The organism is Kocuria cellulosilytica, assembly GCF_040981245.1.
GTDB lineage: Bacteria > Actinomycetota > Actinomycetes > Actinomycetales > Micrococcaceae > Kocuria > Kocuria cellulosilytica.
Genome location: NZ_JAVFWZ010000003.1, coordinates 308,973 through 332,400, shown reverse-complemented (window position 1 = coordinate 332,400; position 23,428 = coordinate 308,973). Strand labels below are relative to the sequence as shown.

The window sequence follows — 23,428 nt, the reverse complement described above, 5'->3', positions numbered from 1 at the left end:
TGCTGGTGGAACCGTAACAGCCGCCGGCCGCTCCTCCCGGGAGCCGCCGGGGCAGCGGGTTTCCCCGCGGCGACGGTGGCCGGCTTCACGGACCGCCGTGCACCACGACGGGTCCTCGGGTCCGTTCCGGCGCAGGGAGGTCCGGCACGCCGGGGCACTGGCCGTGGCGACCGCGGGGGCCACCGCACCGACGTCCCGGGCGCTGGGCGTCCTCGGGTGGTTGCTCGGTGCCCGCGTGCGCGGCGGCCCTTCCGCGCACCGGCCCTGCGGGTGCACAATCTGATCACCCGAGGACCTCGTGAGCGCTGGCCCCAGCGCGGCGGGGTCCTCGCGTCGATCCGATGAGCGCCCCGGCGCCGTGCCGGGGCGCGTGAGGAGAGGAGCTGCCGTGGAGCCCGACGAGTGCCCGGACTGCGAGTACGGCACGGTGGCCCACTACCGGGTGGAGGCCACCGGAGAGGTCGTGCAGGTCTGCGACGAGTGCGACGCGCTGTGGGAGGCCGAGGAGGACCTGACCGCGCCGTCGGTCACCACGATCGAGAGGTACCTCAGCCTGCGCGGGCTGCCCCTGCTGCGGAGCGGACTGGTGCCGCTGCTCTGAGCCTCCTGCATGTCCCTCGGTCTCGACGGAGGGACATGCGGCCCACGAAGCCCACCGGCAGAGCGGGCCCGGCCGTTCCGCGGCACCATGGTGGCGACGACGTGGACGGGCCCCGCCGACCTCCGGGGCCCGGCCGGCCGATCCTGGCCGACGGAGCGGGCACCGATGCGATCCTTGCCGCAAAAAGGTGAAGTGTGCTTCACTGGTTTGTACAGGGAGGGGAGTATCCCGCCAGCGTTCCGTCGTCACTACGGCCCCGAGGGTCCGGCGGAACGGGTCCGTGCCGGGCCGGGAGAGACCTCCGATCGGATCGATCGGAAGGTTGTTCGTCATGGATGTGCCGTTCTGGATCTGGGCCGCTGTGCTGGGCTTCATCGTGGTCATGCTGGCGGTCGACCTGTTCGCCCACCGCCGCGCCCACGTGATCGGCGTGCGGGAGGCTGCCGTCTGGTCGGGGGTGTGGGTGGCCTTCGGTGTGGGCTTCGGCGCCGTGGTCTGGCAGGTGTGGGGCGCGGAGTTCGGCCAGCAGTACTTCGCCGGATACCTCATCGAGAAGTCCCTGGCGGTGGACAACGTCTTCGTCTGGGCGATCGTCTTCAGCTACTTCGCCGTTCCCCGCGAGTTCCAGCACCGGGTGCTGTTCCTCGGTGTGCTCGGTGCCCTGGTGTTCCGCGGGGTGTTCATCGCCGCGGGGGCGGTGCTGATCCAGAACTTCTCCTGGATCCTCTACGTCTTCGCGGCGTTCCTGCTCTACACCGGGTACCGGATGATCCGTCAGCGCAACGAGCACCTGAATCCCGATCAGTCGATGGTGCTGCGCGGCTTCCGGCGCTTCGTGCCGATGACGGACGTCTACCACGGGCAGAAGCTGCTGGTCCGGAAGGACGGGGTGCTGCTGGCGACCCCGCTGCTGGCGGTGCTGGTGCTGATCGAGACCACCGACGTCGTCTTCGCCGTCGACTCGATCCCGGCGATCTTCGCCGTCACCGACGAGGTGTTCCTCGTCTTCACCGCCAACGCCTTCGCGATCCTGGGGCTGCGGGCGATGTACTTCCTGCTGGCAGACCTCATGCACCGCTTCGTGTACCTGAAGGTCGGCCTGGCCCTGGTCCTGATCTGGGTGGGGACCAAGATGCTGCTCAAGATCGACGTGTTCTACATCCCCACCCCGGTGTCGCTGGCCGTGGTCGCCACGATCATCACCGTCTCGATCGTCCTCAGCCTGCGGGCCACCCGGGGACAGGGACGCCGGGAGCTGCCGGCCCCGGCCGAGCCCCCGTTCCGGGTCGCCACCGAGGCCGAGGACGCCGCCCTGGAGCCGGTGCGGTCGTCCCGCCGCCCGGGAACCGCCACCGGGCGCCGGGACGACCCCGAGCCCGCCCGCCGCCACCAAGGAGACCTCCGATGACCGCCCATGCCCCCCGCCGTCCCGTGGCAGCGGTGATCACCGACGGCCCCGAGTCCGTCCCGGTGGCCCGCTGCGCCGCGAGGATCGCCGCCGACCAGGGCCGCCCGCTGCTGCTGCTGGTGCCGATGCTGCGCTCGGCCTTCAGCACCGACGCCGTCATCGCCGCCCGGGTGCACCGGGAGGCGCTGCGCGAGGCCGAGGCCGTCGCCGCCCGCACCCGCCCGGCCCTGGAAGCCGCCGGGGTCCCCGCCCGGGTCCAGGTCGTGTGGCACCGGTCCTGCGCCTCCCGCCGGGCCCGTCAGGGGCGGGCCATCGCCCTGGCCCATGCGGCCGGCCGGGCCGGCGCCTCGGTGGTCGTCACCCCGGCGGGCCTGCCGCTGCCCACGGTCCGGCACGGCGCCGAGGTCCTGCTCGTGGCGGCCGGCGCGGCGGCCCTGGTCACCGTGCGCCGCCCGGCACGCTCCCGCGGACTGGCCGAGCTCTGACCCGGATCCGCTCCCGCCGGCGGTCCGGGTCGTAGAATCGGCACCCCGACGGGAAGGATCCACGACCGTGCCCTCCAGCTCCCACCACCCTGGGGCGGCCGCGAGCCCGCCCCCCGCCCCGGACCGGTCCGGAGGAGCGGGGGCGGGGCGCCCGCCGTGGACGTTCCTCACCAACCACGGCCACGTCCTGCTGGCCGTGGCCCAGTCCCGGGACGCGCGGGTGAGCGAGATCGCCGCCCAGGTGGGCATCACCACGCGGGCCACCCTGACCATCCTCAAGGACCTGGAGGACGCCGGCTACCTCACCCGGCACAGGGTGGGCCGGCGCAGTCACTACACCCTCGACGTCCACCGGCACTTCCGCCACCCGGCCACGGCCGCCCACGAGGTCGGGGAGCTGCTGGCCGTCTTCGCCCCCGGCGTCTCCCGCGGGACACCGGACGGAGCCTGAGCCGAGGCAAAGGACGCGGGAGCGCCGGCGCGTGCCCACGCCGCCCGTGCCGGGCTCCGGTGAGCGGGTGCTCCTGCGGGGCCGGGGCAGCATCGCGGATCGTGCCGGCGTTCGGGACCGGGACGAGCGCCGGAGACGGTACGTGCTGGGGGCCGGCACCGCCTCCAGCCGTGCCGGGGACCGGTGGTGCCCGGCCCTGCCCGGTGCGTATCCTGTCCGCACCGGCGGGAGGAGGCCGACGATGTACGCACGGGTCAGCACCTACGAGGGCGCCTATCCGGAGGACTACGACTCCGGCCTGGACGCGCTGCGCTCCGAGGTCCTTCCGGGCATCCAGGCGCTGCACGGGTACCGAGGATCCCTGAGCCTGGTGGAGCGGACCACCGGCCGGTCCGTCTCGATCACCTTCTGGGCGGACGCGGCGGCCCTGGCCGCCACGCGGCAGACCGTGGAACGGATCCGGGAGCGTGCCGCAGCCACCTCGGGCTCGCGCATCCTGGACGTGACCGAGTACGAGGTCGGCTACAGCGACCTGCCGTAGCCGCGCAGCCGGCACGGCCCGCTCCGCACGGGGCGGGACGGGTCCCGGGACGCCCCGACCACTGCGAAGGCCCGGCCCCTCCGCTGAGCGCAGGGTCCGGGCCTCCAACACGTTCCGCCTCCCGGTGCCGGAGGCAGGCCTTCCATGGTGGAAGACGTCGCCGGGGCAGTGCAAGCCAGGACGGCGGCTACCGGTCGTCCTCGGGGCGACCGTCCTCCGGGTCCTCCGGGGGCACGACGTCGTCCCCCGCGTCCTGGGGCCGGGCGCCCTCGCGCCTGTTGTTCTCGTCCGTGGTGGCGGTCAGCCAGTCCTCGTCGCGGACGCCCAGCCCCTCCTGGCTCGTCTCCGCGTAGGCCTCGTTGCGGTCCGCGGGCTCCTGGTAGCGGTCCATTCCCGGCTCCTGTCCTGCTCGACGGTGATGGCCCGATCCTATGCCCGGCCGGCGGGTGCCGGGGCACTCCGGTGGGATGCTCCCCGGACCCCGCGAACCGCCCGGCCGCCACGTCGTCCCCGGTGGGAGCGGACGCGGTGCGACACGGATCACCGCCGATCCGGCTCCGGCGCCACCTGAGGGGCTCTATCCTGGAGACGGACGACGATGTCGAGCAGCCCCCACCGGCACCGGAGTCCCCCGACCCCGGTGCGTCCGACCACCAGGAGGTCCCCATGACTGTCTCCAGCCCGATCCCCGCCCCCGTCCCCGGGCGTCCCGCCAGCACCCCGCCCCGCGTGTCCCGCTACCGGATGCAGGTGGACCGGCCGGGCCTGGACCTGCGGGCCGGCGAGACCGTCCTGTGCGCACCGTACGAGCCCGCCGAGCTGAACATGGTCGTGGTCGTGCGCTGCGAGGCCGACGGACACAGCCCCGGTGCCCTGCTGCCCCTCGGCGAGGTCGAGCACCTGGGGCCCACCGACGAGCACCTCGGCCCCTGCTCCTGGGGCAAGCCCGGCGTCCGGCGCTGACCGCGCTCCAGCCCGGGCACCCGGCACGGACCGCTCCTCAGCCGCCTTCGAGCAGCCCGCGCAGCGTCAGGGCGTTGCGCACGGCGTGGCCGTGGCCGTCGTTGTTGAAGTACGCGTACACCTCGCGGCCGTCGCGGTCCCACTCCCGGATCCGCTCCGCCCACCACGCCAGGTCCTCGTCCGAGTAGGAGCCCGCGTAGAGGTGGTGGTGGTCCGGGCCGTGGAGGCGGACGTAGACGAACGGGGCCGTGGCCTCCAGGACGCAGGGCAGACCGGCCCCGCTCAGCACGCAGTAGGCCGCCCCGTGGCGCCGCAGGAGCTCGAACACCTCCGGGTGCACCCAGCTGTCGTGGCGGAACTCGACCGCGACCGGGAGCCAGCCGGGCAGACCGGCCAGGAACCAGTCGAGCCGTGCGTCGTCGCGGGCCTGCGCCGGCGGGAGCTGGACGAGCAGCACCCCGCGCCGGTCCCGCAGCTCGTGCCAGGACTCCGCGATCCGCCGGCTCCAGGTCTCGGGCGCGTAGAGCTTCTTCGCGTGCGTGAGCCCGCGGGGAGCCTTGACCGTCATCCGGAAGCCCTCCGGCAGCCGCCGGTTCCAGCCGGCGAAGGTGGCGCTGCGCGGCCACCGGTAGAAGCTCGCGTTGAGCTCCACGGTGGTGAAGGCCCGGGTGTAGAGCTCCAGGCGCTTCGCCGGGGGAGTGCCCGGGGGATAGAGGACGTGCTCCCAGTGGTCGTAGCTCCACCCGGAGGTGCCGATGTGCCAGCCCATGTGCTCCAGGCTAGCGGGATCCCCGGCGGTGCCGGCCACCGCACGGTGCCGACGTAGGGTGTTCACCGGCCCGCACGGCGCCGCCCGCCGTGCACCGAACACCCGGCACGACCCCAGGAGCACCCGCATGACCACCCCCGCCTCCCGTCCCGCCGGAGCACGCTGATGGCGAAGCTCTACTTCCGTCACGGGGCGATGAACTCCGGGAAGTCCACGGTGCTGATCCAGGCCGCGCACAACTACGAGGAGCGGGACCAGAAGGTGCTCGTCGCCAAGCCGGCGGTCGACTCGAAGGGCGCGGACACCGTGGTCTCGCGGCTGGGGGAGTCGCGGCGGGTCGACCTGCTCCTGGCTCCGGACGACGCCGTGCGCGGGCGCTTCCGGGCCGCGGTGCAGGAGCAGGGGCCGGTGCACTGCCTGCTGGTCGACGAGGCGCAGTTCCTCACCCCGGCGCAGGTCGACGACCTGCTGCGCATCGCGGTGCTGGACGGCGTGCCGGTGCTCGCCTACGGGCTGCGCACGGACTTCCGCACGGAGGCGTTCCCCGGCGCGGCCCGCCTGCTGGCCGTGGCGCACACCGTCGAGGAGCTGCGCACGATCTGCCGCTGCGGGTCCAAGGCGATGTTCAACGCCCGGACCGTGGACGGGGAGCCCGTCTTCGAGGGCGACCAGGTGGCCATCGACGGGGTCGCGGTCTCCTACGAGTCGATGTGCGCGGGCTGCTACCTCCGCCGCTCCGGCGGGCGCCTGCGCTGAGCCGGGCGCGAGGTCCCGGCGACGCTGTCACGGGGCGACGTCCCGGTCCTCCTCGCGGCCGTGCCGGTCGACGACCGCCCAGAACAGGTCCTCGGGGATGGCCTCGAGGTCGGGGTGCAGGGCGGCGAGCTCGTCGATGATGGCGGCCACGTCGTAGTGGGCGTGCACGTCGCCGCGCCGGGCCAGCCGGTTGGACGCGATCAGCCCCTCGACGTAGGCGGCGTGGTCGGAGTCGGTGAAGGCGCTGAGCCCCGCGTCCGCCCACAGCTGCTCGAACTCGGGGTGTCCCTCGGTGACGAGGCGGGTCGGAGCGGGCGCGCTCCCGTGCTCACCGGGACCGGGCTCCGGGGCACGACGTTCGAGACCCGTCGCCTTGGCGAAGCGGGTCCCGTCGTCGACCGTGACGGTCCGGTCGGTCTCGTCGACGACGGTGCGCCGCTCGGTGCGCAGGGTCGGGTCGCCGCGGACGACGACGGCTCGGGTGCCGATGCCGGTGGCGCCGCCGACGTGGTGGTGCTGGCTCACGGGAGCCTCCTCGGGGCCGGGGCACCGGTGGCGGCCGCTCCGCCGGGTGCCTGGTGCGCAGAACGTAGCAGTCGGCGCAGACCCCGGGGAACTCCCGGGCCCGTCCCACGGCGCGGGCCGGCGGTCCCACCGCCGCCCGCCTCGGCCGCGGCCGAGGGCCGACGACGTCGCCCGGCCCGGGACGACGCCGGCGCCGCCGGAGCAGTTCCGGCGGCGCCGACGGGGCGTGGTGGACCGGGGCTCAGCCGCCGAGCAGCACCGCGCGGACCAGGTCGAAGAACATGCCGAGGATGGCCGTGAAGTTGGGGTTGAAGAACGCGTCGAACTCGCCGACCAGTCTGATCATGACAGTTCCTTCCGGGGGATGGGTGGGTGCCCGGGCCCGGCGGGGGGTGCCCGGCCCGGGGCTCACTCTATCGAGGGCGTTCTCGATCGCACATGGCCTTTCGGCCAGTTCCCGCGCGGACCCCCGGGGCGCGAGGGAACCGGCGCACGCGGCGCCGGTGCGCGCCCGCCCCGCCGTCCGTACGCTGGAACGCGAGCGAGCACGAGCGGAGGAGGCCCGTCATGGCGCCGGAACCGGACCCGCGTCCGCGGCTGATCGGGCTGCACGGGCGCAAGCAGTCGGGCAAGGACACGTGCGGCGACCGCCTCGTGGCCGCCCACGGCTACGCCCGGGTGGCCTTCGCCGACCCGCTGCGGCTGTTCCTCACCGAGCTCGACCCCCTCGTGGGCGTCCGGGACGGCAGGCCGCTGCGGCTCGGCACCGTGCTGGCGGAGGCGGGCGGGGACTGGGGTCTGCTCAAGGACGAGGCGCGGGACCCGGTGCACCGGGAGATCCGGACGCTGCTGCAGAAGGTCGGCAACGAGGCCGGCAAGGCCGTCTTCGGGGAGACGGTCTGGGCGGACCGCGGCCTGGAGACGGCCCGGCGGCTGGCCGGGCCGGTCGTGTTCACGGACGTGCGCTTCGACGTCGAGGCCGCCGCCATCACGGCCGAGGGCGGCCGGGTGGTGCACGTGGTGCGCCCCGGGGCGGCCGCCGATGAGGACCCGCACCCGTCGGAGGCCGGCATCGACCCGCGCTGGATCACCGCGACCCTCGTCAACGACGGGACGGTCGAGCAGCTCTGGGCGAAGGTCGACGCCCTGGTGCTCAGCCGGCCGGACGCCCCGGGGTGAGCCCCACGAGCTCGGCGCTGCGCTGCCACAGGGCGTCCGCGAGCGCGTCGTCGGCCGCCCGGGACGGGACACGGGCCGGTCTCCTGTTCTCGTAGTAGCCCCCGGAGCGCCAGTCCCGACCGGCGGTGCCGTCGGCCAGCCAGACGAGGGTCTCCGCGCCCTGCTCGGGGGTCCGCATGAGCCGGCGGCCCGGGCGGGTGCGGTACAGGAACCGCAGGGCGGTGCTCGTGCCCGAGGCGAAGTTCGTCGCCACGCCGCCGGGGTGGAAGGCCGCGGCGGCCAGCCCCTGCTCCCCGTACCGGCCGTCGAGTCCGCGGGTGAAGAGGAGGTTGGCGAGCTTGGTGTCCGCGTAGGCCCGCTGCGGGCTCCAGCGCCGGCCGTCCACGAGGGTCTCCGGCGAGAGCCGGCCGATCCGGGCCGCGACGCTGGAGGTGCTGACCACCGCCGCGCCGTGCGCCAGGAGGCCGTCCAGCAGCAGCCGGGTGAGCAGGTAGGGCCCCAGGTGGTTGACCTGCCACGTCCGCTCGTGCCCGTCGGGCGTCAGCTCGCGGCGGTCGAAGATCCCCCCGGCGTTGTTGACCAGCACGTCGATCCGCGGGACGGACTCCTGCAGCTCCCGGGCCAGCCGGCGCACGTCGTCGAGCCGCGCGAAGTCGGCGGTGAAGCGGCGGGCCCCGAGCGGACCGGCCACCGCCGCGGTCTTCTCCTCCGAGCGGCCGACCACGACGACGTCGTGCCCCCGCCGCGTCAGCTCGCCGGCGGCGGCGGCACCGATGCCGTCGCTGGCCCCGGTGATCACCACGGTGCGCCGCCCGGAGCGCTGCTCGCCGCGCTCGCCGTCGTGCTCGCCGGTGTCCTGGTCCACGGAGGCCTCCTGGGTCGTGCCGGAATCCCCGTCAGCCTATCGGCGCCCCGGGCCGCCGGGCGGAATAAGCCCGCGGGCGGACTCGTTGCGGCTCGCATGACGGAAAACACCCGGACCACCGCCCGCACCGTGCCCCGCACCATCGAGCTCCGGGACCTCGGGACCGTCCACCGGCTCGGCTTCGGTGCCATGCGCATCGTCGGGGAGGGCGTGTGGGGGGAGCCCGCCGACCGCGCGAACGCCGTGCGCCTGGTGCGCCGGGCCGTGGAGCTCGGCGTCGACTTCATCGACACCGCCGACGCCTACGGCCCCGACGTCAGCGAGCAGATCATCGCCGAGGCCCTCCACCCCTACCCCCCGGGCGTGCGCATCGCCACCAAGGTGGGCTTCGCCCGCACCGGACCCGGGCAGTGGACCCCGCTCGGGCGGCCCGAGTACCTCCGCCAGCAGACCGAGCTGAGCCTGCGCAAGCTGAAGGCGGACGCCCTCGACCTGCTCCAGCTGCACCGCGTGGACCCGGCCGTCCCGGCCGAGGAGCAGTTCGGCGTCCTGCGGGAGCTCCAGCAGGAGGGCAAGGTCAGGGCCCTGGGCCTGTCCGAGGTCACCGTGGAGCAGCTCCGGAGCGCCGGACGGCACTTCACCGTCTCCACCGTGCAGAACCGCTACAACCTCACCGACCGCACCTCCCAGGACGTCCTGGACCACGCCACGGAGCACGGCATCGGCTTCATCCCCTGGGCCCCGATCTCCGCCGGGGAACTGGCCCGCCCGGGCGGGCCCGTCGACCGGGCCGCCCAGCGGCTCGGCGCCAGCACCGCCCAGGTCGCCCTCGCCTGGCTGCTCCGGCGCTCGCCGGTGATGATGCCCATCCCCGGCACCGCCTCCCTCGAGCACCTCGAGGAGAACATGGGGGCCGCGGAGCTCGAGCTCGACGACGCCACGGACGAGGAGCTCACCGCCGCGGGCTGACCGCCCCGGCCCCGACCGCCCGGACGGACACCGGTTCGCCCCGGACAGACACCAGTTGAGGAGCAACCCATCATGGCCCGTGTTCTGCTGATCGCCTCGGCGGCCGACTCCCTCACCATGCGGGACGGCACCGAGCACCCCACCGGCTTCTGGGCGGAGGAGCTCGTCGTCGCCCACCGGACCCTGCGGGCGGCCGGGCACACGGTCGACCTCGCCACCCCGGGCGGGCGCCGCCCGACCGTGGACCGGGTCAGCCTGGACCCGGACTCGGCCGGGGGACAGGAGCGGGCCGACGAGCTCCGCGCCTATCTGGAGGACATCGACGCGGAGCTCTCCGCGCCCCGCGTCCTGGCCGACGTCGACGAGAGCGACTACGACGCCGTGGTGCTGCCCGGCGGGCACGGCCCGATGGCGGACCTCGTCCACGACCCCTCGCTCGGCCGGATCCTGGCCGCCTCGGACCGCGCCGGCCGGATCATCGCCCCGTTCTGCCACGGCCCCGCAGCGCTGCTCAGCGCCCAGGACGACGGGACGTTCCTCTTCGCCGGCCGCCGGCTCACCGCCTTCACCAACGAGGAGGAGCTGGGCGGCGGCACCGGGGAGAACACCCCCTGGTTCCTGGAGACCGTGCTGCGGGAGAAGGGAGCCGTCGTGGAGACCGGACCCGCGTGGTCCAGCCACGTCATCCGCGACGCCAACCTGATCACCGGGCAGAACCCCCAGTCGAGCCAGGCCGTCGCCGACGTCCTCGTGGAGGCGCTCGCCGAGTGACGCCGGCCCGGGCCTCCGGGGACGCCCCGGACGCCCGGCGCGGGCCGGGCGGGTCAGCGTCTGCCGGGGTCGGCCCGGGCGGAGCTCAGACGCCGACGGGCGCCCGGTGCTCCAGCGCCAGGGCGCGGGCGGCGGCCACGGCGTCCCGGAAGTCCGGGAACGTGCGGCGGACGGGGCTGCCGCCGCCGGCCGGGACGAAGGTCATGGCCCAGCGGTGCCGGCGGAACCGGTGGAAGGGGACGGCGACGATCTCCACGGAGGGCAGGGCATCGGGACGCTGGTCGATCACAGCGGGACCTTTCGGGGGGCAGGCCGGGGGGGCCAGGGCCTGTTCCGGACGGACCGGGGGGATCCGTGGACGGTGGCCGTGGTGGGACCCATGCTACCGGGTGCGCCGTACGGCGGCGGCCTTCCCGGGCCGGTGTCGTGGACCGGTGTTGTCGACCGGTGTCGTGGAGCACCAGGTATGATCAGCACACTGATCGTGTGACCTGCGCCATGACCTGTTCGAGTGAGGAGACCCATGTTCACCCCCGAGGTGGCCGACGGCATCCACCGCATCACCCACGCCCACGTCAACTGCTACCTGGTCGAGGACGAGGACGGCGTCACCCTCGTGGACGCCGGCCTGCCCAGCATGTGGCCCATGCTGCTCGCGGCGCTCGAGGAGCGGGGCCGGCGCCCCGACGAGGTCAGGGCCCTGGTCCTCACGCACGCGCACTTCGACCACGTGGGCTTCGCCCGCCGCGCCCAGGAGCAGTGGCAGCTGCCCGTCCTGGGCCATCCGGGAGACGCACACCTGGCCGCCCACCCCTACCGGTACCGGCCCGAGCGCAACCGGTTCCTCTACCCCGTCACGCACCCGAGGTCGCTGCCGCTGCTCGGGCGGATGGCGGCGGCCGGAGCCCTCGCGGTCAAGGGCGTCCGGGGGCTGCGACCGCTCGAGACCGGGACGGCCCTGCCCGTCCCCGGCCGGCCCGTGGCGGTGCACACCCCGGGCCACACGGACGGGCACTGCGTCCTGGACCTGCCCGACCGGGGGGCCGTCCTCAGCGGGGACGCCCTCGTGACGCTGGACCCCTACACCGGCCGGCGCGGCCCGCAGATCATCGCCGCCGCGGCGACCAAGGACTCCGCCGTGGCCCTGGACTCCCTCGACGCGGTGGCCGCCACCGGGGCGCACACCGTGCTGCCCGGGCACGGGGAGCGCTGGACGCAGGGCGCCGAGGCGGCCGCCCGGCACGCCCGTGCGGTGGGTGCCCACTGACCGGCACCGCCGGGGGCCGGCCGGAACAACAGGAAGCGTGCTGATGACAGGTCAGGGCACGGCGGCTATCGTGGGCGGCGACCGACGACCCCGCCCCGCCTGGAGGACCACCCGTGAAGCAGCTGACCGTCTCCGCCCCCGGCGGCCTCGACCGGATCGCGCTCGAGGACGTGCCCGATCCCGGGGAGCCCGGTCCCGGTGAGGTCCGCGTCCGCCTGCACGCGAGCTCCCTGAACTACCACGACTACCTCGTGGTCTCGGGCGGGACGCGCACCGAGGACGGGAGGATCCCCCTCGCCGACGGGGCAGGTGTCGTGGAGGCCGTGGGGGAGGGCGTCGAGGACTTCGCGGAGGGCGACGCCGTGGTCTCCTGCTTCTTCCCGCTGTGGCAGGACGGCCCTCCCGTGGACGGCGACTTCCGGCGGGTCCCCGGCGACGGGCTCGACGGCTACGCCCGGGAGGCGGTGGTGCGGCCCGCCACGTGGTTCACCCGGGCCCCGCAGGGCTGGTCGCACGCCGAGGCCGCGACCATCACCACGGCCGGCGTCACGGCCTGGCGCGCCCTCGTGGTGGAGGGCGGGCTCCGGGCCGGGGACGTGGTCCTGGCCCTGGGCACCGGCGGCGTCTCGGTCTTCGCCGTGCAGCTCGCCAAGGCCATGGGCGCCACCGTCGTGGTCACGTCCTCGTCCGACGACAAGCTCGACCGCGTCCGGCAGCTCGGCGCGGACCACGTGCTCAACTACCGGGAGACGCCGGAGTGGGGACGCGCCGTCCAGGAGCTCACGGACGGCCGCGGCGCGGACCACGTCGTCGAGGTCGGCGGGCCGGGCACGCTCGCGCAGTCCATCCGGGCCGTGCGCGTCGGCGGCCGCATCTCCCTGATCGGCGTGCTCACCGGCGCGGCGGGCGACGTCCCCACGGCCCTGCTCATGGCCCGTCAGGCGAGGCTCCAGGGGCTGCTGGTGGGCAGCCGGCGGGACCAGGCCGACTTCGTGCGGGCGCTCGAGGCGACCGGCCTGCACCCGGTGATCGACCGGCGGCACGGCCTCGCGGAGGCCGCCGACGCGTTCCGGGAGATGGAGTCCGCCCGGCACTTCGGCAAGATCGTGCTCGAGCACTGAGCACGGTCCCCGGGCCGCGTCCCGGGGACCGTGCCCCGGGACGCCGGGGTCACCACCCGGTGACCCACACCTGACCGGTGGTCGAGGACCAGTTCACCCGGTAGCCGTTGGAGAAGCGCTGGTACACGGTGTCCCCGTAGCGGATCGGATCGGTGACCGGGTAGCCGTAGCCCCGCTCGAAGCCCGCGGCCTTCCAGGCGCGGCCGATGGCGCCGGTCTCGTTGACCGCGCGCGCCCCGTGGGCCCGGGTCCACATCACCTTGGTGAGCACGCCGTCCCGGGAGAAGACCTGGTAGGAGGAGCCGTCGGACAGCCGGCGCTCCTCCGTGGTCGGGAAGCCGTAGCCGTTCTCCCGCCCGGCCGCCACGAACTTCTGCCCGATGGCCGTGGGGTTCTCGACCCAGTGGGCGCCCGTGGCGGGGCTCCAGTACAGGGTGGTCTTGCGCCCGTTCAGGGAGAACTCCTGATAGGCGCCCCCGGCGCGCAGGCCGCCGCGCTCGGGCATCACGGGCTGCCCCAGGACCGGGGCGCCGCCCAGGGCGTGGTACTTCGAGCCGATCGCGCCGGCCACGCCGTAGCCCGCCGGGGTCTGGACGGGCGCCGACTCGTAGCTGTGCACCGGCGCTCCGTCCACGCGCGCCGACGCGTCCGCGGGGGCGCCTCCGTTGGCGTACCCGTAGAGGTTGACGGTGGAGAGCACCTGCCAGGGCTGCCCGGTGTTCGCGAGCCGGCCGTCCGCGTAGGTGAGGCCGATGCCGATCACCTCGTGGCGCGGGTCCTTGATCGCCTTGTCGTGGGCCGCCGAGGACTTCCACCACTTCACGAGTGCCCGCACGTCCCGGTGGTGCTCCAGGGCGATGACCTCGTTGGCGCTGGTGTAGGGCCCGGTCCGGGGGTCGGTGAGGAACGCGGTGCTGTGCGAGAACTTCTCCTCGACCACCTGCCGGTCGGACTCCTTCTGCACCACCTGGGACAGCGTGGCGGAGTACTTGAGGGGCTTCACGCCGAGGGACGCGCGGTAGCTGTTGATCTCGTCGAGGATCAGCTGGGCGTCCGCCTGACGGGTGGCCGCGTCGACGGCGACGACGTCCTGCGCGGCCGCGTGGGCCGCCGGACCGGCCAGCAGCGACGTGCCGGCGAGGGTGGTGACGCCGATGCCGGCGGAGAGGGCCAGGGCGGCCATGCGGCCGGAACGGCGCGCGGGGGCGCAGCGGTGTTTCGCCATGGGTGCTTCTGCTTCCTGGGTCTGTCTGCGCGCACGGACGAATTGGGGGGTTCCGCGCGGCGGGGGGCTATCGTCGTCCGGCCGGACGACGAGACAGATTGGGCTGGGGAAGTCGCCCAGGGAAAGGCTAGGGAATTTCGATTGCAAATACGAAATGTGTGAAATTGTTTCGTCTATCACGGAACAATAACGGCGACATCACGGAATATCCCGCGGAGAGCCTTTTCCCGTGGTTATAGTGGGCGGTTCTCGTGCCTCCGGACAGGAGGCCCACGGCGTCCGGGTGCCCTCGCGGGCCGGTCCGCCCACCGACCGCGACGTCCGCCCGCCGCGCCCCTGCGCCGGCGGCGGCCGTGCCCCGGCCGGCCCGAGGGGCGGGGAACGATAGGCTGAGGGCGCACCCCCGGAGAGGAGTCCGATGACCGTCCACGCCACCCGCGCCACCGGCGTCCGGAGCCGGCTGGGGCTGTGCCTGACCCTCGCCGTGGGGCTCACCGGGTGCGGCCCGGACCTCGGCACCCCCGAGGGCACCACCCGCGCCTTCGTCGACGCGATGGCCCAGCGCGACTGGGACAGCGCCTGCGGGCTGCTGTCCCACGACTTCGTGCACCGGGCCATGGAGGGCAACTCCCAGTACTGCCCCGTCTACCTCGAGCGCTGGCACCCGGACACGTCCCGCTACGAGACGCTCGCCGTCCAGGGCGAGGCCGTCGACACCCCGGACGGGCACCGCCTCGAGGTCGCCCCCGAGGACTCGCCCGGGGAGACGGAGGAGGTCCTCGTGGTCGAGGAGTCCGGACGCCTCGTGCTGCTGCGCTACCCCGGCCGCGACACCGCCATCCGCTGAGCGCCACCCGCGCACGGCCCCGCCCACCAGGCACCCCAGGAAGGACCGCCATGACCGACCCGCAGACCGTTCCCGCCGCGGCGGCCGCGTCGTCGCCCGAGGGCGAGACCGTCGAGATCTGCCGCAACCTCATCCGCATCGACACCTCCAACTACGGCAGCGGCGACGCCAAGGGGGAGCGCAGGGCCGCCGAGTACGTGGCCGGGCTGATCGAGGAGGTCGGTCTCCCGACGACCGTCCTGGAGTCCGCGCCCGGCCGGGCCAACGTCTTCGCCCGGATCGAGGGCACCGACCCCTCCGCCGACGCCCTGCTCGTGCACGGCCACCTCGACGTGGTGCCCGCGATCGCCGCCGACTGGTCGGTGGACCCCTTCGGGGGCGAGCTCCGGGACGGCATGATCTGGGGCCGCGGCGCCGTGGACATGAAGGACATGGACGCCATGATGATCTCGGTGCTGCGCCACATGGTGCGCACCGGCCAGCGGCCGCGGCGGGACATCGTCTTCGGCTTCTTCGCCGACGAGGAGGCCGGCATGGTGTACGGCTCCCACTGGATCGCCGAGCACCACCGCGGGCTCTTCGACGGCGTCACGGACGCCATCAGCGAGGTCGGCGGGTACTCGGCCACCATCGGCGGCCGGCGGGCCTACCTGCTGCAGACCGCGGAGAAGGGCCTCATGTGGCTGCGCCTCAACGCGCAGGGCACGGCCGGGCACGGCTCCCAGATCAACGACGACAACCCGGTCACCCGGCTCTCGCGAGCGCTGGCCAACATCGGCGAGCACCAGTGGCCCATCGAGCTCACCAAGACCACCCGGGCGTTCCTCGACTCCGTCACCGAGCTGACCGGCGTGGAGTTCGACCCGCAGAACCCCCAGCGGCTGCTGGCCGAGCTCGGCTCCGTGGCCCGGTTCGTGGGCGCGACCCTGCAGACCACCGCGAACCCGACGATGCTCGAGGCCGGCTACAAGGTCAACGTGATCCCCGGCTCGGCGCAGGCCGGCCTGGACGTGCGCTACCTGCCCGGTCAGCGCGAGATCGTCCTGGCGAAGCTCGCCGAGCTCGCCGGGGACGGGGTGTCCTTCGAGTTCGAGTCCGACGACATCGCCCTCGAGGTGCCGTTCTCCGGCACCGTGGTGGACGCCATGGTCGACGCGCTGCACGCCGAGGACCCCGAGGCGGTCGTGCTGCCGTACATGCTCTCCGGGGGAACGGACAACAAGTCCCTGGACCCGCTCGGGATCACCGGCTACGGCTTCGTGCCGCTGCGCCTGCCCGACGAGCTGGACTTCCCGGCCATGTTCCACGGCGTGGACGAGCGCGTGCCCACGGACTCCCTGGAGTTCGGCTCCCGGGTGCTGCACCGGCTGCTGACCCGGTACTGACCCGGCACCGGCCTCCTCCGCCCCGGCCGGCACGGTCGCCGGGGCCCACCACCGCAGGACACCGCCGACAGGAGCGAGATGGACCACACCACCGGACCGCAGCCCGCCACCGCGCCGCCCCGGGCCCCAGCGCCCGCGGACCTGGTGCCCGAGACGCTGCTGCCGGACGAGCTGCTGGCGGTGTTCCGCGAGCGCGCCGCCGGCTACGACCGGGAGAACCGGTTCTGCGACGAGGACTTCGCGGACCTGGTGCGGATCGGCTATCCGCTCATGCTGGTGCCGCGGGAACACGGCGGGCTCGGGTTCACGCTGCAGCAGGCGGTCGCCGCGCAGCGGCGCCTCGCCACGGCCGCCCCCGCCACGGCGCTGGCCGTCAACATGCACCACGTCCTGGTCGGGGTGGCGCACACCCTGCGCCTGCGCGGGGACGCCCGGGCCGAGCGGATCTTCGAGCAGGCCGCGGCCGGGGAGATCTTCGCCTTCGGCATCTCCGAGGCCGGCAACGACTCCGTGCTCTTCGACTCCGACACCACCGCCGTGGCCGCCGAGGACGGATACCTGATCACGGGCACGAAGATCTTCACCTCGCTCTCGCCCGTGTGGACCCGGCTGATCGTCCACGCCCGCGACGACGCCGAGCCCGGCGCGCCGCTGGTGTTCGGCTTCCTCGACCGGGCGGCGGAGGGCATCGAGGTCCTCGACGACTGGGACACCATGGGCATGCGGGCCTCCCAGTCCCGCACCACGGTGCTGCGCTCGGTGCCGATGCCGGCGGCGCAGGTGCTCACGCGCACCCCCGTGGGGCCGAACCCGGACCCGGTGGTGTGGGGGGTGTTCGGCTGCTTCGAGCTGCTGCTGGCCGCGGTCTACACCGGGATCGCGGACCGGGCGGTGGAGCTGGCCGTGGAGCTCGCGGGCGCCCGGCGGTCCCGGGGCGGGGGACCGGCCCGCGCCGAGCACCCCGACGTCCGCTGGCAGATCGCGGAGGCCGCGCTGCTGCGCGACGGGGTGGAGCTGCAGCTGCTCCGGCTCACCGCGGACGTCGACGCCCTCGGCACCGCGGGCGCCCCGGACCACGGAGCGCGCTGGTTCCTGCTGTTCTCCGGGGTCAAGCACCGGGCCACCGAGGCCGCCCGCCAGGTCGTGGACCTGGCCGTGCGCACCGCCGGCGGGGCCCAGTACTCCCGGGGCCGGGAACTGGAGCGGCTGTACCGGGACGTGCTCGCCGGGATCTACCACCCCTCCGACAACGAGTCCGTGCACGCGGCCGTGGCCAAGGCCCTGCTGGGCCCGGTCGGCGGCTGAGACCCCCTTCGCGGGAGGGGCTCCGGGCTCAGACGGTGCGCTCCACCCGCATGACCCGGCGGCGCAGCCAGTACTTGCGGGTGCCGCCGTAGAGCAGCACGGAGCGGGTCAGCTCCCACTTGCCGTACTCGGCGTGCTCGCTGAGCCGGGCCCGCGCGTCGCTGAGCAGCTCGTGCGGCGCCACGGTCAGCAGGAGGTACTCGTAGCGCTGGTCGGCGTCCCTGGTGACGGTCGCCGTGCTGGTCCGGACTTGTTCTCTCATCGGTCCCCATTCTGCACGGAATAGCGCTAACGTCTACTCCATGAGCAATGATCCTCGTGCCGCGCTGCAGGCTCTCGTGAGCGCCTTCGAAGAGCACCTCGTCGCCGCGTCCAACCGGCGCAGCGACGACGACCCCGCCGTTGACGGCGCGTACATCGCCATCGCCGACGCCTTCGACGCCTACGAGGAGGCGCTCTACGACGCCTACGACGAGGTCACCCCGCTGACCGTCTTCGCGGAGGAGGAGGACTCCGACGACGAGGACGACGACGAGGACGACGAGGACGACGAGGAGCTCCTGGAGGACAACGAGATGCTCGACGAGGACCTCGTCGACGAGGAGGACTACGAGGACCTCGACGACACGGACGGGGCGCGCACCGGCCGCTGAGCCGCGCCGGCAGGAACGGCCCGCCGGCGGGCCGTTCTGCCGTGTCCGGGCCTGTCCCGCCGTCCACGGCGCGGAGGGTGCCGTAGGGTGGCCGGGTGAATTGGATCGAAACCATCATTCTGGGCCTCGTCCAGGGCCTGACCGAGTTCCTCCCGGTGTCCTCCTCGGCGCACCTGCGCATCGTGGGCGAGCTCCTGCCCAACAGCGCCGACCCGGGCGCCGCGTTCACGGCCATCACGCAGCTGGGCACCGAGACCGCGGTGATCATCTACTTCTGGCGGGACATCGTCCGCATCCTCAAGCAGTGGAGCCTGTCCCTGGTGGGCAGGGTGGAGCGCTCGGACCCCGACGCCCGGATGGGGTGGCTGATCATCCTGGGCTCCCTGCCCATCGGCGTGCTCGGGCTGCTGCTGGAGGACTACATCGACACGGAGTTCCGGTCCCTGTGGATCACGGCCACGATGCTGGTGGTCTTCGGCGTGTTCCTGGCCGTGGCGGACCGGGTGGGGCGCCAGGCCCGCCACCTGGACGACCTCACCGTCAAGCACGGCGTGCTCTTCGGGCTGGCCCAGGCCCTGGCCCTGATCCCGGGGGTCTCCCGCTCCGGGGGCACGATCACCGCGGGCCTGCTGATGGGCTACACCCGCGAGGCCGCCGCCCGCTACGCGTTCCTGCTCGCCATCCCGGCGGTGTTCGCCTCGGGGCTGTACAAGCTGGCCCAGACGGTGGGGCAGCCGCAGGCGGGGCCCTACGGCATGACGGAGACGCTCGTGGCCACGGGCATCGCCTTCGCGGTGGCGTACGTGATCATCGGCTGGTTCATGCACTACATCTCCAACCGCAGCTACACGATCTTCGTGTGGTACCGCATCGCCCTGGGCCTGGCCATCTTCGTGCTCCTGGGCCTCGGGGTCATCAGCGCCTGAGCCCTGCGTCACCCGGCGGACCGGGGGCGCCGGCCGGTCCGGTAGGTTGGGTGAGGCCCCGCGCCGCCGATCTCCGATCCCCGAACCACCCGAGGTGAGCATGAAAGCCTGGTCCGCCCGACCCGTCCCCGACCTCCCCGGCGAGGCGCCCCTGCCCGCCGTGCAGGACACCCGGCTGCGGCGGCGGGTGGAGCTGCCCCGGCAGGAGCGGGCGAGCCTCTACGTGTGCGGGATCACCCCGTACGACGCGACCCACATGGGCCACGCCGCCACCTACGTGGCCTTCGACCTGCTGCACCGCGCCTGGCTGGACGCGGGGACCCCGGTGGACTACGTCCAGAACGTCACCGACGTGGACGACCCCCTGCTCGAGCGGGCCCGGGACACCGGCGTGGACTGGCGGGAGCTGGCCGCCGGGCAGACCGAGCTGTTCCGCACCGACATGAGCGCGCTCAACGTCCTCCCGCCCCAGCACTACGTGGGCGCGACCGAGTCCGTCGGCTGGATCGTGCCCGCCGTCGAGCGCCTCGTGGACCGCGGCCTCGCCTACCGGGTCCCCGGCCAGGACGGGGAGCCGGACGGCGACGTGTACTTCGACGTGGAGGCCGTGGGCTCCCTGGCCGGCGACGACGCCGACGCGTGGGTGCTCGGCGACGTCTCGCACCTCTCGCCCGAGGAGATGCTGCCGCTGTTCGCCGAGCGCGGCGGGGACCCCGAGCGCCCGGGCAAGCGGCACCGGCTGGATCCGCTGCTGTGGCGCGTGGAGCGTCCCGGCGAGCCCGCCTGGGACGGCGCGTCCCTGGGGTCGGGGCGCCCCGGCTGGCACATCGAGTGCTCGCTCATCGCCCTCGAGTACCTGCCCGCGCCGTTCACCGTGCAGGGCGGCGGCTCGGACCTGGTCTTCCCGCACCACGAGATGGGCGCCGGCCACTGCTGGGCCCTGACCGGAAAGCCCATGGCCCGGCACTTCCTGCACACCGGGATGGTCGGGCTCGACGGGGAGAAGATGTCCAAGTCCAAGGGCAACCTCGTGCTCGTCTCCGCGCTGCGGGCCCAGGGCGTGGACCCGGCCGTGATCCGCACCGCGATCCTCGCCCACCGCTACACCGAGGACTGGTACTGGACCGACCTCGTGCTCGCCGGCGCCGTCGCCCGCGTGGACGCGTGGCGCCGCGCCCTGGCCGTGGCCCCCGAGGGCAGCGCGGCCCCGCTGCTGGCGACCGTGCGCGCCGCCCTGGCCGACGACCTGGACGCCCCCGCGGCGCTGGCCGCCCTGGACGAGTGGGCCGCCGCCGCCCTGACCGCCGGCACCCCGGGGACCGGCGGGGCGGACGCCCGGCTGGTCCGGGACCTGGTGGACGCCCGGCTCGGCATCGAGCTCTGAAGCCGGTCCCGGGCCGGCTCCCGGAACGCGCCGAGGGGCGGCACCCGTTCCGGGTGCCGCCCCTCGGCGCACGGCGCCCGGGCGCCGGCCGCGCTCACTTCTCGTCGCGGCGGCGGCGCAGGTAGCGCTCGAACTCCTTGGCGATCGCGTCCCCGGTGGCCTCGGGCAGGTCCGTGGTGTCCTTGGCCTCCTCGAGCTGCTGGACGTAGGCGGCGATCTCGGGGTCGTCGGAGGCCAGCTCGTTGACCCCCCGCTCCCACGCCTCGGCGTCCTCCGCGATCGCGTCCAGCGGCAGCGTGATGCTGAGCAGCTCCTCCAGCTCCCGCAGCAGGGCCAGCTCCGCCTTCGGGGAGGGGGACTGGGCGACGTAGTGGGGCACCGCCGCCCACAGGCTGACCGTGGGGAACCCGCCCAGGGACGCCATGTGGGAGAGCAGCCCCACGATCCCGGTGGGCCCCTCGTACTGGGAGGAGTCGATGCCCAGCTCCTCCTGCAGCTCCGCGGTGTCGGAGGTCTTGGTCACCGGGATGGGCCGGGTGTGCGGCACGTCGGCGAGCAGCGCCCCGACCATCACCACGAAGTCGACGTCCAGCAGGGTCGCCTGCTCGAGCAGCTCGGCCGTGAAGGAGCGCCACCGGTAGGAGGGCTCCCAGCCGTGCAGCAGCACGAGGTCGAGATTGGTGCCGGGCACGGTGGCGGTCGAGAGCCGGGTCGTGGGCCAGACGATCTTCACCTCGCCGGTCGCGGCGCGGCGCACGATGGGGCGGGAGAACTGGTAGTCGTAGTAGTCGTCCGACGTGACCTCGAAGACGTCCTTCGCCCCGTAGTGGGTGGCCAGGAACTGCACCGCGTCCGTGGCGGCGTCCCCGGCGTCGTTCCACCCCTCGAACGCCGCCACCAGCACGGTCACGCGCTCCTGGTCACCGTCCTCCCGGACCACGCCGAACGGGCCGGCCTGGGGACGGGGGAACGTCTCGTCGAAGTCGTTGCTCACGCCACCCACACTACGCGCAGGGACTTCGACGGCAAGAGCACCCGGCAGGCGGGCACCCGTGTTGCGGACACTACGATGGAGGCCATGCCCCGCCACCTGTCCCCGTCCCCCGACGACCTCCTGCCCACCGCCGTGCTGTTCGACATGGACGGGACGCTCGTGGACACCGAGCCGTACTGGATCGAGGCCGAGATCGAGCTGGTCCGCTCCCACGGGGGGCACTGGACCGAGGCCGACGCCCTGGCCATGGTCGGCACCGGGCTCGAGGACGCCGCCGCCGTGTTCCAGCGCCAGGGCGTGCGCCTGGGCGTGCGCGAGATCGTGGACCGGCTCATCGCCCGGGTCGCGGCCCGCACCCGGGAACGGGTCGTGTACAAGGAGGGGGCGCAGGACCTGGTCGCCGCCCTGCGCGAGCGCGGGGTGCCCCTGGCCCTCGTCACCAGCAGCGAGACCCCCCTCGCGGAGGTCGTCCTCGACGCCTTCGGCGGCCCGGGCGTCTTCGACGTCGTCGTCACCGGCGACCTCGGCCACCCGGCCAAGCCGGCCCCCGACCCCTACCGGATCGGCGCCGCCGGGCTCTGCGAGCGCGCCCGCCGCCCGACGGCGACCGCCGGCATGGTCGCCGTCGAGGACTCCCGCACCGGCATCCGCTCGGCCGTCGCCGCGGGGATCTTCACCGTGGGCGTGCCCAACATGGTCCCGCTCGACGACGCCGGCGCCGACCTCGTGCTGCCCAGCCTCGCCGGCGTGGGCCCCGAGGACCTCGGACGGCTCGTGGCCGGGACCCGCGCGTGAACCGCACCCGCGCCGAGGGAGTCCCCCTCGGCAGGATCGGCGGGGTGCCCGTGACCCTGTCCTGGTCGTGGTTCGTGATCGCCGCGGTCACCGTGCTCCTCTACACCCCCGTGCTCATGGAGGCGTACCCCCGGCTGGGGGCGCTCAACTACGCCGCCGCCCTCGGCTTCGCCCTGACCCTGGCCCTGTCCGTGCTGCTGCACGAACTCGCCCACGCCTGGACCGGCCGCGCGTTCGGCTGGCCCACCGGCCGGATCGTGCTGAGCCTGCTGGGCGGGCACACCCACTTCGGCGACGTGCGCAGCACCCCGCTGGCCTCCGCCGTGGTCTCGCTGGCCGGACCGGCCGTCAACCTCGCCCTGGGCCTGGCCGGCTGGGCCGCGCTGCGCACCGGGGACCCCGCACCCACGCTCGGCTGGGTGCTGCTCGACCTCACCACCTGGGCCAACCTCATCGTGGGCGTCTTCAACGTGCTGCCCGGCCTGCCGCTGGACGGCGGGCGCGTGGTCGAGGCCCTCGTCTGGGCGGCCACGGGCCGGGAGCAGCACGGCACGGTGGTGGCGGCCTGGACGGGCCGGCTGCTCGCCGTGGGGATCGTCGCCGCCACCGCGCTCACCGGCCTGTGGCGCCAGCCCGTCGCGCTCGTGCTCGTGGTGCTCGTCGCCGGCTTCATGTGGCAGGGCGCCGGCGCCTCCCTGCGCTCCGCGGCCGTCCTGTCCCGCATGCACGGCGTCAGCGCCGCAGCGCTCGCCGAACCCGCCGTGGCGGTCCCCGCGGGCGCCACGCTCGCCCACACCGACCGGGTGGTCACCGAGCACCTCGCCCACGCCGCGGTCCCGGGCGGACCCGTCCCGCACGTGCTGGCGGTCTCCCCGGACCGGCAGGTGGTGGGTCTGCTCGTGCCCGCCGCCGCGGACGCGGTGCCCGCGGACCGGCGTGCCGGGACCCCCCTGACGTCCGTCCTGCAGCACCTGCCGGCCGACGCCATGCTCGACGCCGGGCTGCGCGAGGAGTCGCTGCTGCGGGCGGTCGCCGCCCGGGAGTACCCGCACTACGTGGTCACGGGACCCGGCGGCGCGCTCGTGGGGGTTCTGCGCAGCGCGGCCCTCGAACGCCTGCTGGCCGGCTGAGCCCCGGCGCCCGGCCCCGGCACCCCGCGCCGCGGTGACACAATGGGGGAGGACCCCGGGCCGGCGGCGCACCCGCCGGCTCCCGCACGACCGACCAGACCCCGCCCCGAGAG

General features: G+C 74.2%; 28 protein-coding genes. 20 read left to right on the top strand and 8 right to left on the bottom strand.

The features are described from left to right. Nucleotides 1–388 precede the first annotated feature (388 nt). The 5 genes from RCG67_RS06600 to RCG67_RS06580 all read left to right on the top strand — a co-directional run bounded on the left by RCG67_RS06600 (nucleotide 389) and on the right by RCG67_RS06580 (nucleotide 3,486). Entirely contained in the window at nucleotides 389–601 is a 213-nt protein-coding gene (locus RCG67_RS06600; protein ID WP_368825371.1) for a hypothetical protein, read from the top strand. Nucleotides 602–932: 331 nt separating this feature from the next. After that, entirely contained in the window at nucleotides 933–2,009 is a 1,077-nt protein-coding gene (locus RCG67_RS06595) for a TerC family protein (RefSeq protein ID WP_368825370.1), read from the top strand. Beyond that, nucleotides 2,006–2,494 carry a hypothetical protein gene (locus tag RCG67_RS06590; protein WP_368825369.1) on the top strand — a complete coding sequence of 163 codons (489 nt, stop codon included), beginning with the start codon at nucleotides 2,006–2,008 and terminating at the stop codon, nucleotides 2,492–2,494. The genes RCG67_RS06595 and RCG67_RS06590 overlap by 4 nt, the downstream gene beginning before the upstream one ends. Before the next feature lie 67 nt (nucleotides 2,495–2,561). Next, on the top strand, nucleotides 2,562–2,945 hold the full coding sequence (locus RCG67_RS06585; RefSeq protein ID WP_438612642.1) for a winged helix-turn-helix domain-containing protein: 384 nt from the start codon (nucleotides 2,562–2,564) through the stop codon (nucleotides 2,943–2,945). Nucleotides 2,946–3,186: 241 nt separating this feature from the next. Beyond that, complete coding sequence (locus RCG67_RS06580; RefSeq protein WP_368825368.1) at nucleotides 3,187–3,486, top strand: hypothetical protein; 300 nt, start codon at nucleotides 3,187–3,189, stop codon at nucleotides 3,484–3,486. A gap of 187 nt (nucleotides 3,487–3,673) precedes the next feature. Here the strand turns inward: RCG67_RS06580 and RCG67_RS06575 are convergent, their stop codons facing one another. Next, on the bottom strand, nucleotides 3,674–3,877 hold the full coding sequence (locus RCG67_RS06575) for a hypothetical protein (protein WP_368825367.1): 204 nt from the start codon (nucleotides 3,875–3,877) through the stop codon (nucleotides 3,674–3,676). Nucleotides 3,878–4,152: 275 nt separating this feature from the next. Here RCG67_RS06575 and RCG67_RS06570 point away from each other — a divergent pair, with 275 nt between their 5' ends. Then, on the top strand, nucleotides 4,153–4,449 hold the full coding sequence (locus RCG67_RS06570; RefSeq protein WP_368825366.1) for a hypothetical protein: 297 nt from the start codon (nucleotides 4,153–4,155) through the stop codon (nucleotides 4,447–4,449). 37 nt (nucleotides 4,450–4,486) lie between these two features. Here the strand turns inward: RCG67_RS06570 and RCG67_RS06565 are convergent, their stop codons facing one another. Continuing rightward, a complete protein-coding gene (locus tag RCG67_RS06565; protein ID WP_368825365.1) occupies nucleotides 4,487–5,218 on the bottom strand; it encodes a DUF72 domain-containing protein in 732 nt (243 codons plus the stop codon). 165 nt (nucleotides 5,219–5,383) lie between these two features. Between RCG67_RS06565 and RCG67_RS06560 the strand changes: the two genes are divergently transcribed. Beyond that, nucleotides 5,384–5,974: a thymidine kinase gene (locus RCG67_RS06560; protein ID WP_368825364.1), complete on the top strand. Its 591-nt coding sequence runs from the start codon at nucleotides 5,384–5,386 to the stop codon at nucleotides 5,972–5,974. 27 nt (nucleotides 5,975–6,001) lie between these two features. On the opposite strand, the gene RCG67_RS06555 is transcribed toward RCG67_RS06560, so the two are convergent. After that, the gene (locus RCG67_RS06555; RefSeq protein ID WP_368825363.1) at nucleotides 6,002–6,499 is read right to left on the bottom strand and encodes a hypothetical protein; all 498 of its coding nucleotides are present in this window, start codon (nucleotides 6,497–6,499) and stop codon (nucleotides 6,002–6,004) included. Nucleotides 6,500–7,066: 567 nt separating this feature from the next. Here RCG67_RS06555 and RCG67_RS06550 point away from each other — a divergent pair. Next, on the top strand, nucleotides 7,067–7,678 hold the full coding sequence (locus tag RCG67_RS06550) for a deoxynucleotide monophosphate kinase family protein (protein WP_368825362.1): 612 nt from the start codon (nucleotides 7,067–7,069) through the stop codon (nucleotides 7,676–7,678). Here RCG67_RS06550 and RCG67_RS06545 read toward each other — a convergent pair. Next, entirely contained in the window at nucleotides 7,653–8,543 is an 891-nt protein-coding gene (locus RCG67_RS06545) for an SDR family NAD(P)-dependent oxidoreductase (protein ID WP_368825361.1), read from the bottom strand. The genes RCG67_RS06550 and RCG67_RS06545 overlap by 26 nt on opposite strands. Nucleotides 8,544–8,639: 96 nt before the next feature. Here RCG67_RS06545 and RCG67_RS06540 point away from each other — a divergent pair, with 96 nt between their 5' ends. Further along, on the top strand, nucleotides 8,640–9,512 hold the full coding sequence (locus tag RCG67_RS06540; protein ID WP_058874943.1) for an aldo/keto reductase: 873 nt from the start codon (nucleotides 8,640–8,642) through the stop codon (nucleotides 9,510–9,512). Between the two features lie 72 nt (nucleotides 9,513–9,584). After that, nucleotides 9,585–10,283, top strand: a complete 699-nt coding sequence (locus RCG67_RS06535; RefSeq protein WP_058874942.1) for a type 1 glutamine amidotransferase domain-containing protein — start codon at nucleotides 9,585–9,587, stop codon at nucleotides 10,281–10,283. An 85-nt stretch (nucleotides 10,284–10,368) separates the two neighbouring features. On the opposite strand, the gene RCG67_RS06530 is transcribed toward RCG67_RS06535, so the two are convergent. Continuing rightward, nucleotides 10,369–10,572 (bottom strand): hypothetical protein, encoded by a 204-nt coding sequence (locus tag RCG67_RS06530; RefSeq protein WP_368825360.1) that lies wholly within the window; start codon nucleotides 10,570–10,572, stop codon nucleotides 10,369–10,371. A 234-nt stretch (nucleotides 10,573–10,806) separates the two neighbouring features. Between RCG67_RS06530 and RCG67_RS06525 the strand changes: the two genes are divergently transcribed. Together RCG67_RS06525 and RCG67_RS06520 are read left to right on the top strand one after the other, a co-directional pair. Further along, nucleotides 10,807–11,550, top strand: coding sequence for an MBL fold metallo-hydrolase (locus RCG67_RS06525; RefSeq protein WP_368825359.1), 744 nt, complete (start codon nucleotides 10,807–10,809; stop codon nucleotides 11,548–11,550). Between the two features lie 113 nt (nucleotides 11,551–11,663). Further along, nucleotides 11,664–12,671, top strand: a complete 1,008-nt coding sequence (locus RCG67_RS06520; RefSeq protein ID WP_368825358.1) for a zinc-dependent alcohol dehydrogenase family protein — start codon at nucleotides 11,664–11,666, stop codon at nucleotides 12,669–12,671. A 49-nt stretch (nucleotides 12,672–12,720) separates the two neighbouring features. On the opposite strand, the gene RCG67_RS06515 is transcribed toward RCG67_RS06520, so the two are convergent. Next, nucleotides 12,721–13,896, bottom strand: coding sequence for a CAP domain-containing protein (locus tag RCG67_RS06515; protein WP_368825357.1), 1,176 nt, complete (start codon nucleotides 13,894–13,896; stop codon nucleotides 12,721–12,723). Nucleotides 13,897–14,314: 418 nt separating this feature from the next. Here RCG67_RS06515 and RCG67_RS06510 point away from each other — a divergent pair, with 418 nt between their 5' ends. The 3 genes from RCG67_RS06510 (at nucleotide 14,315) to RCG67_RS06500 (ending at nucleotide 17,433) form a co-directional block, all read left to right on the top strand. Next, nucleotides 14,315–14,743: a hypothetical protein gene (locus RCG67_RS06510; RefSeq protein ID WP_368825356.1), complete on the top strand. Its 429-nt coding sequence runs from the start codon at nucleotides 14,315–14,317 to the stop codon at nucleotides 14,741–14,743. Between the two features lie 50 nt (nucleotides 14,744–14,793). Continuing rightward, nucleotides 14,794–16,128: a M20/M25/M40 family metallo-hydrolase gene (locus RCG67_RS06505; protein ID WP_058874936.1), complete on the top strand. Its 1,335-nt coding sequence runs from the start codon at nucleotides 14,794–14,796 to the stop codon at nucleotides 16,126–16,128. Between the two features lie 78 nt (nucleotides 16,129–16,206). Further along, on the top strand, nucleotides 16,207–17,433 hold the full coding sequence (locus RCG67_RS06500) for an acyl-CoA dehydrogenase family protein (protein ID WP_368825355.1): 1,227 nt from the start codon (nucleotides 16,207–16,209) through the stop codon (nucleotides 17,431–17,433). Between the two features lie 28 nt (nucleotides 17,434–17,461). Here the strand turns inward: RCG67_RS06500 and RCG67_RS06495 are convergent, their stop codons facing one another. Next, complete coding sequence (locus tag RCG67_RS06495) at nucleotides 17,462–17,695, bottom strand: DUF5703 family protein (protein ID WP_368825354.1); 234 nt, start codon at nucleotides 17,693–17,695, stop codon at nucleotides 17,462–17,464. Between the two features lie 40 nt (nucleotides 17,696–17,735). On the opposite strand from RCG67_RS06495, the gene RCG67_RS06490 reads away from it, so the two are divergent. The 3 genes from RCG67_RS06490 (at nucleotide 17,736) to mshC (ending at nucleotide 20,396) form a co-directional block, all read left to right on the top strand. Beyond that, complete coding sequence (locus RCG67_RS06490) at nucleotides 17,736–18,086, top strand: primosomal protein (RefSeq protein WP_368825353.1); 351 nt, start codon at nucleotides 17,736–17,738, stop codon at nucleotides 18,084–18,086. A gap of 95 nt (nucleotides 18,087–18,181) precedes the next feature. Then, entirely contained in the window at nucleotides 18,182–19,012 is an 831-nt protein-coding gene (locus tag RCG67_RS06485) for an undecaprenyl-diphosphate phosphatase (protein ID WP_058874933.1), read from the top strand. A gap of 100 nt (nucleotides 19,013–19,112) precedes the next feature. After that, nucleotides 19,113–20,396: a cysteine--1-D-myo-inosityl 2-amino-2-deoxy-alpha-D-glucopyranoside ligase gene (gene mshC, locus RCG67_RS06480; protein WP_368825352.1), complete on the top strand. Its 1,284-nt coding sequence runs from the start codon at nucleotides 19,113–19,115 to the stop codon at nucleotides 20,394–20,396. A 94-nt stretch (nucleotides 20,397–20,490) separates the two neighbouring features. Here mshC and RCG67_RS06475 read toward each other — a convergent pair whose 3' ends face one another. Then, on the bottom strand, nucleotides 20,491–21,399 hold the full coding sequence (locus RCG67_RS06475; RefSeq protein ID WP_368825351.1) for a PAC2 family protein: 909 nt from the start codon (nucleotides 21,397–21,399) through the stop codon (nucleotides 20,491–20,493). Between the two features lie 75 nt (nucleotides 21,400–21,474). Between RCG67_RS06475 and RCG67_RS06470 the strand changes: the two genes are divergently transcribed. Together RCG67_RS06470 and RCG67_RS06465 are read left to right on the top strand one after the other, a co-directional pair. Then, complete coding sequence (locus RCG67_RS06470) at nucleotides 21,475–22,185, top strand: HAD family hydrolase (RefSeq protein ID WP_368825350.1); 711 nt, start codon at nucleotides 21,475–21,477, stop codon at nucleotides 22,183–22,185. Continuing rightward, on the top strand, nucleotides 22,182–23,315 hold the full coding sequence (locus RCG67_RS06465) for a site-2 protease family protein (protein WP_368825349.1): 1,134 nt from the start codon (nucleotides 22,182–22,184) through the stop codon (nucleotides 23,313–23,315). The genes RCG67_RS06470 and RCG67_RS06465 overlap by 4 nt, the downstream gene beginning before the upstream one ends. The last annotated feature ends 113 nt before the right edge of the window (nucleotides 23,316–23,428 follow it).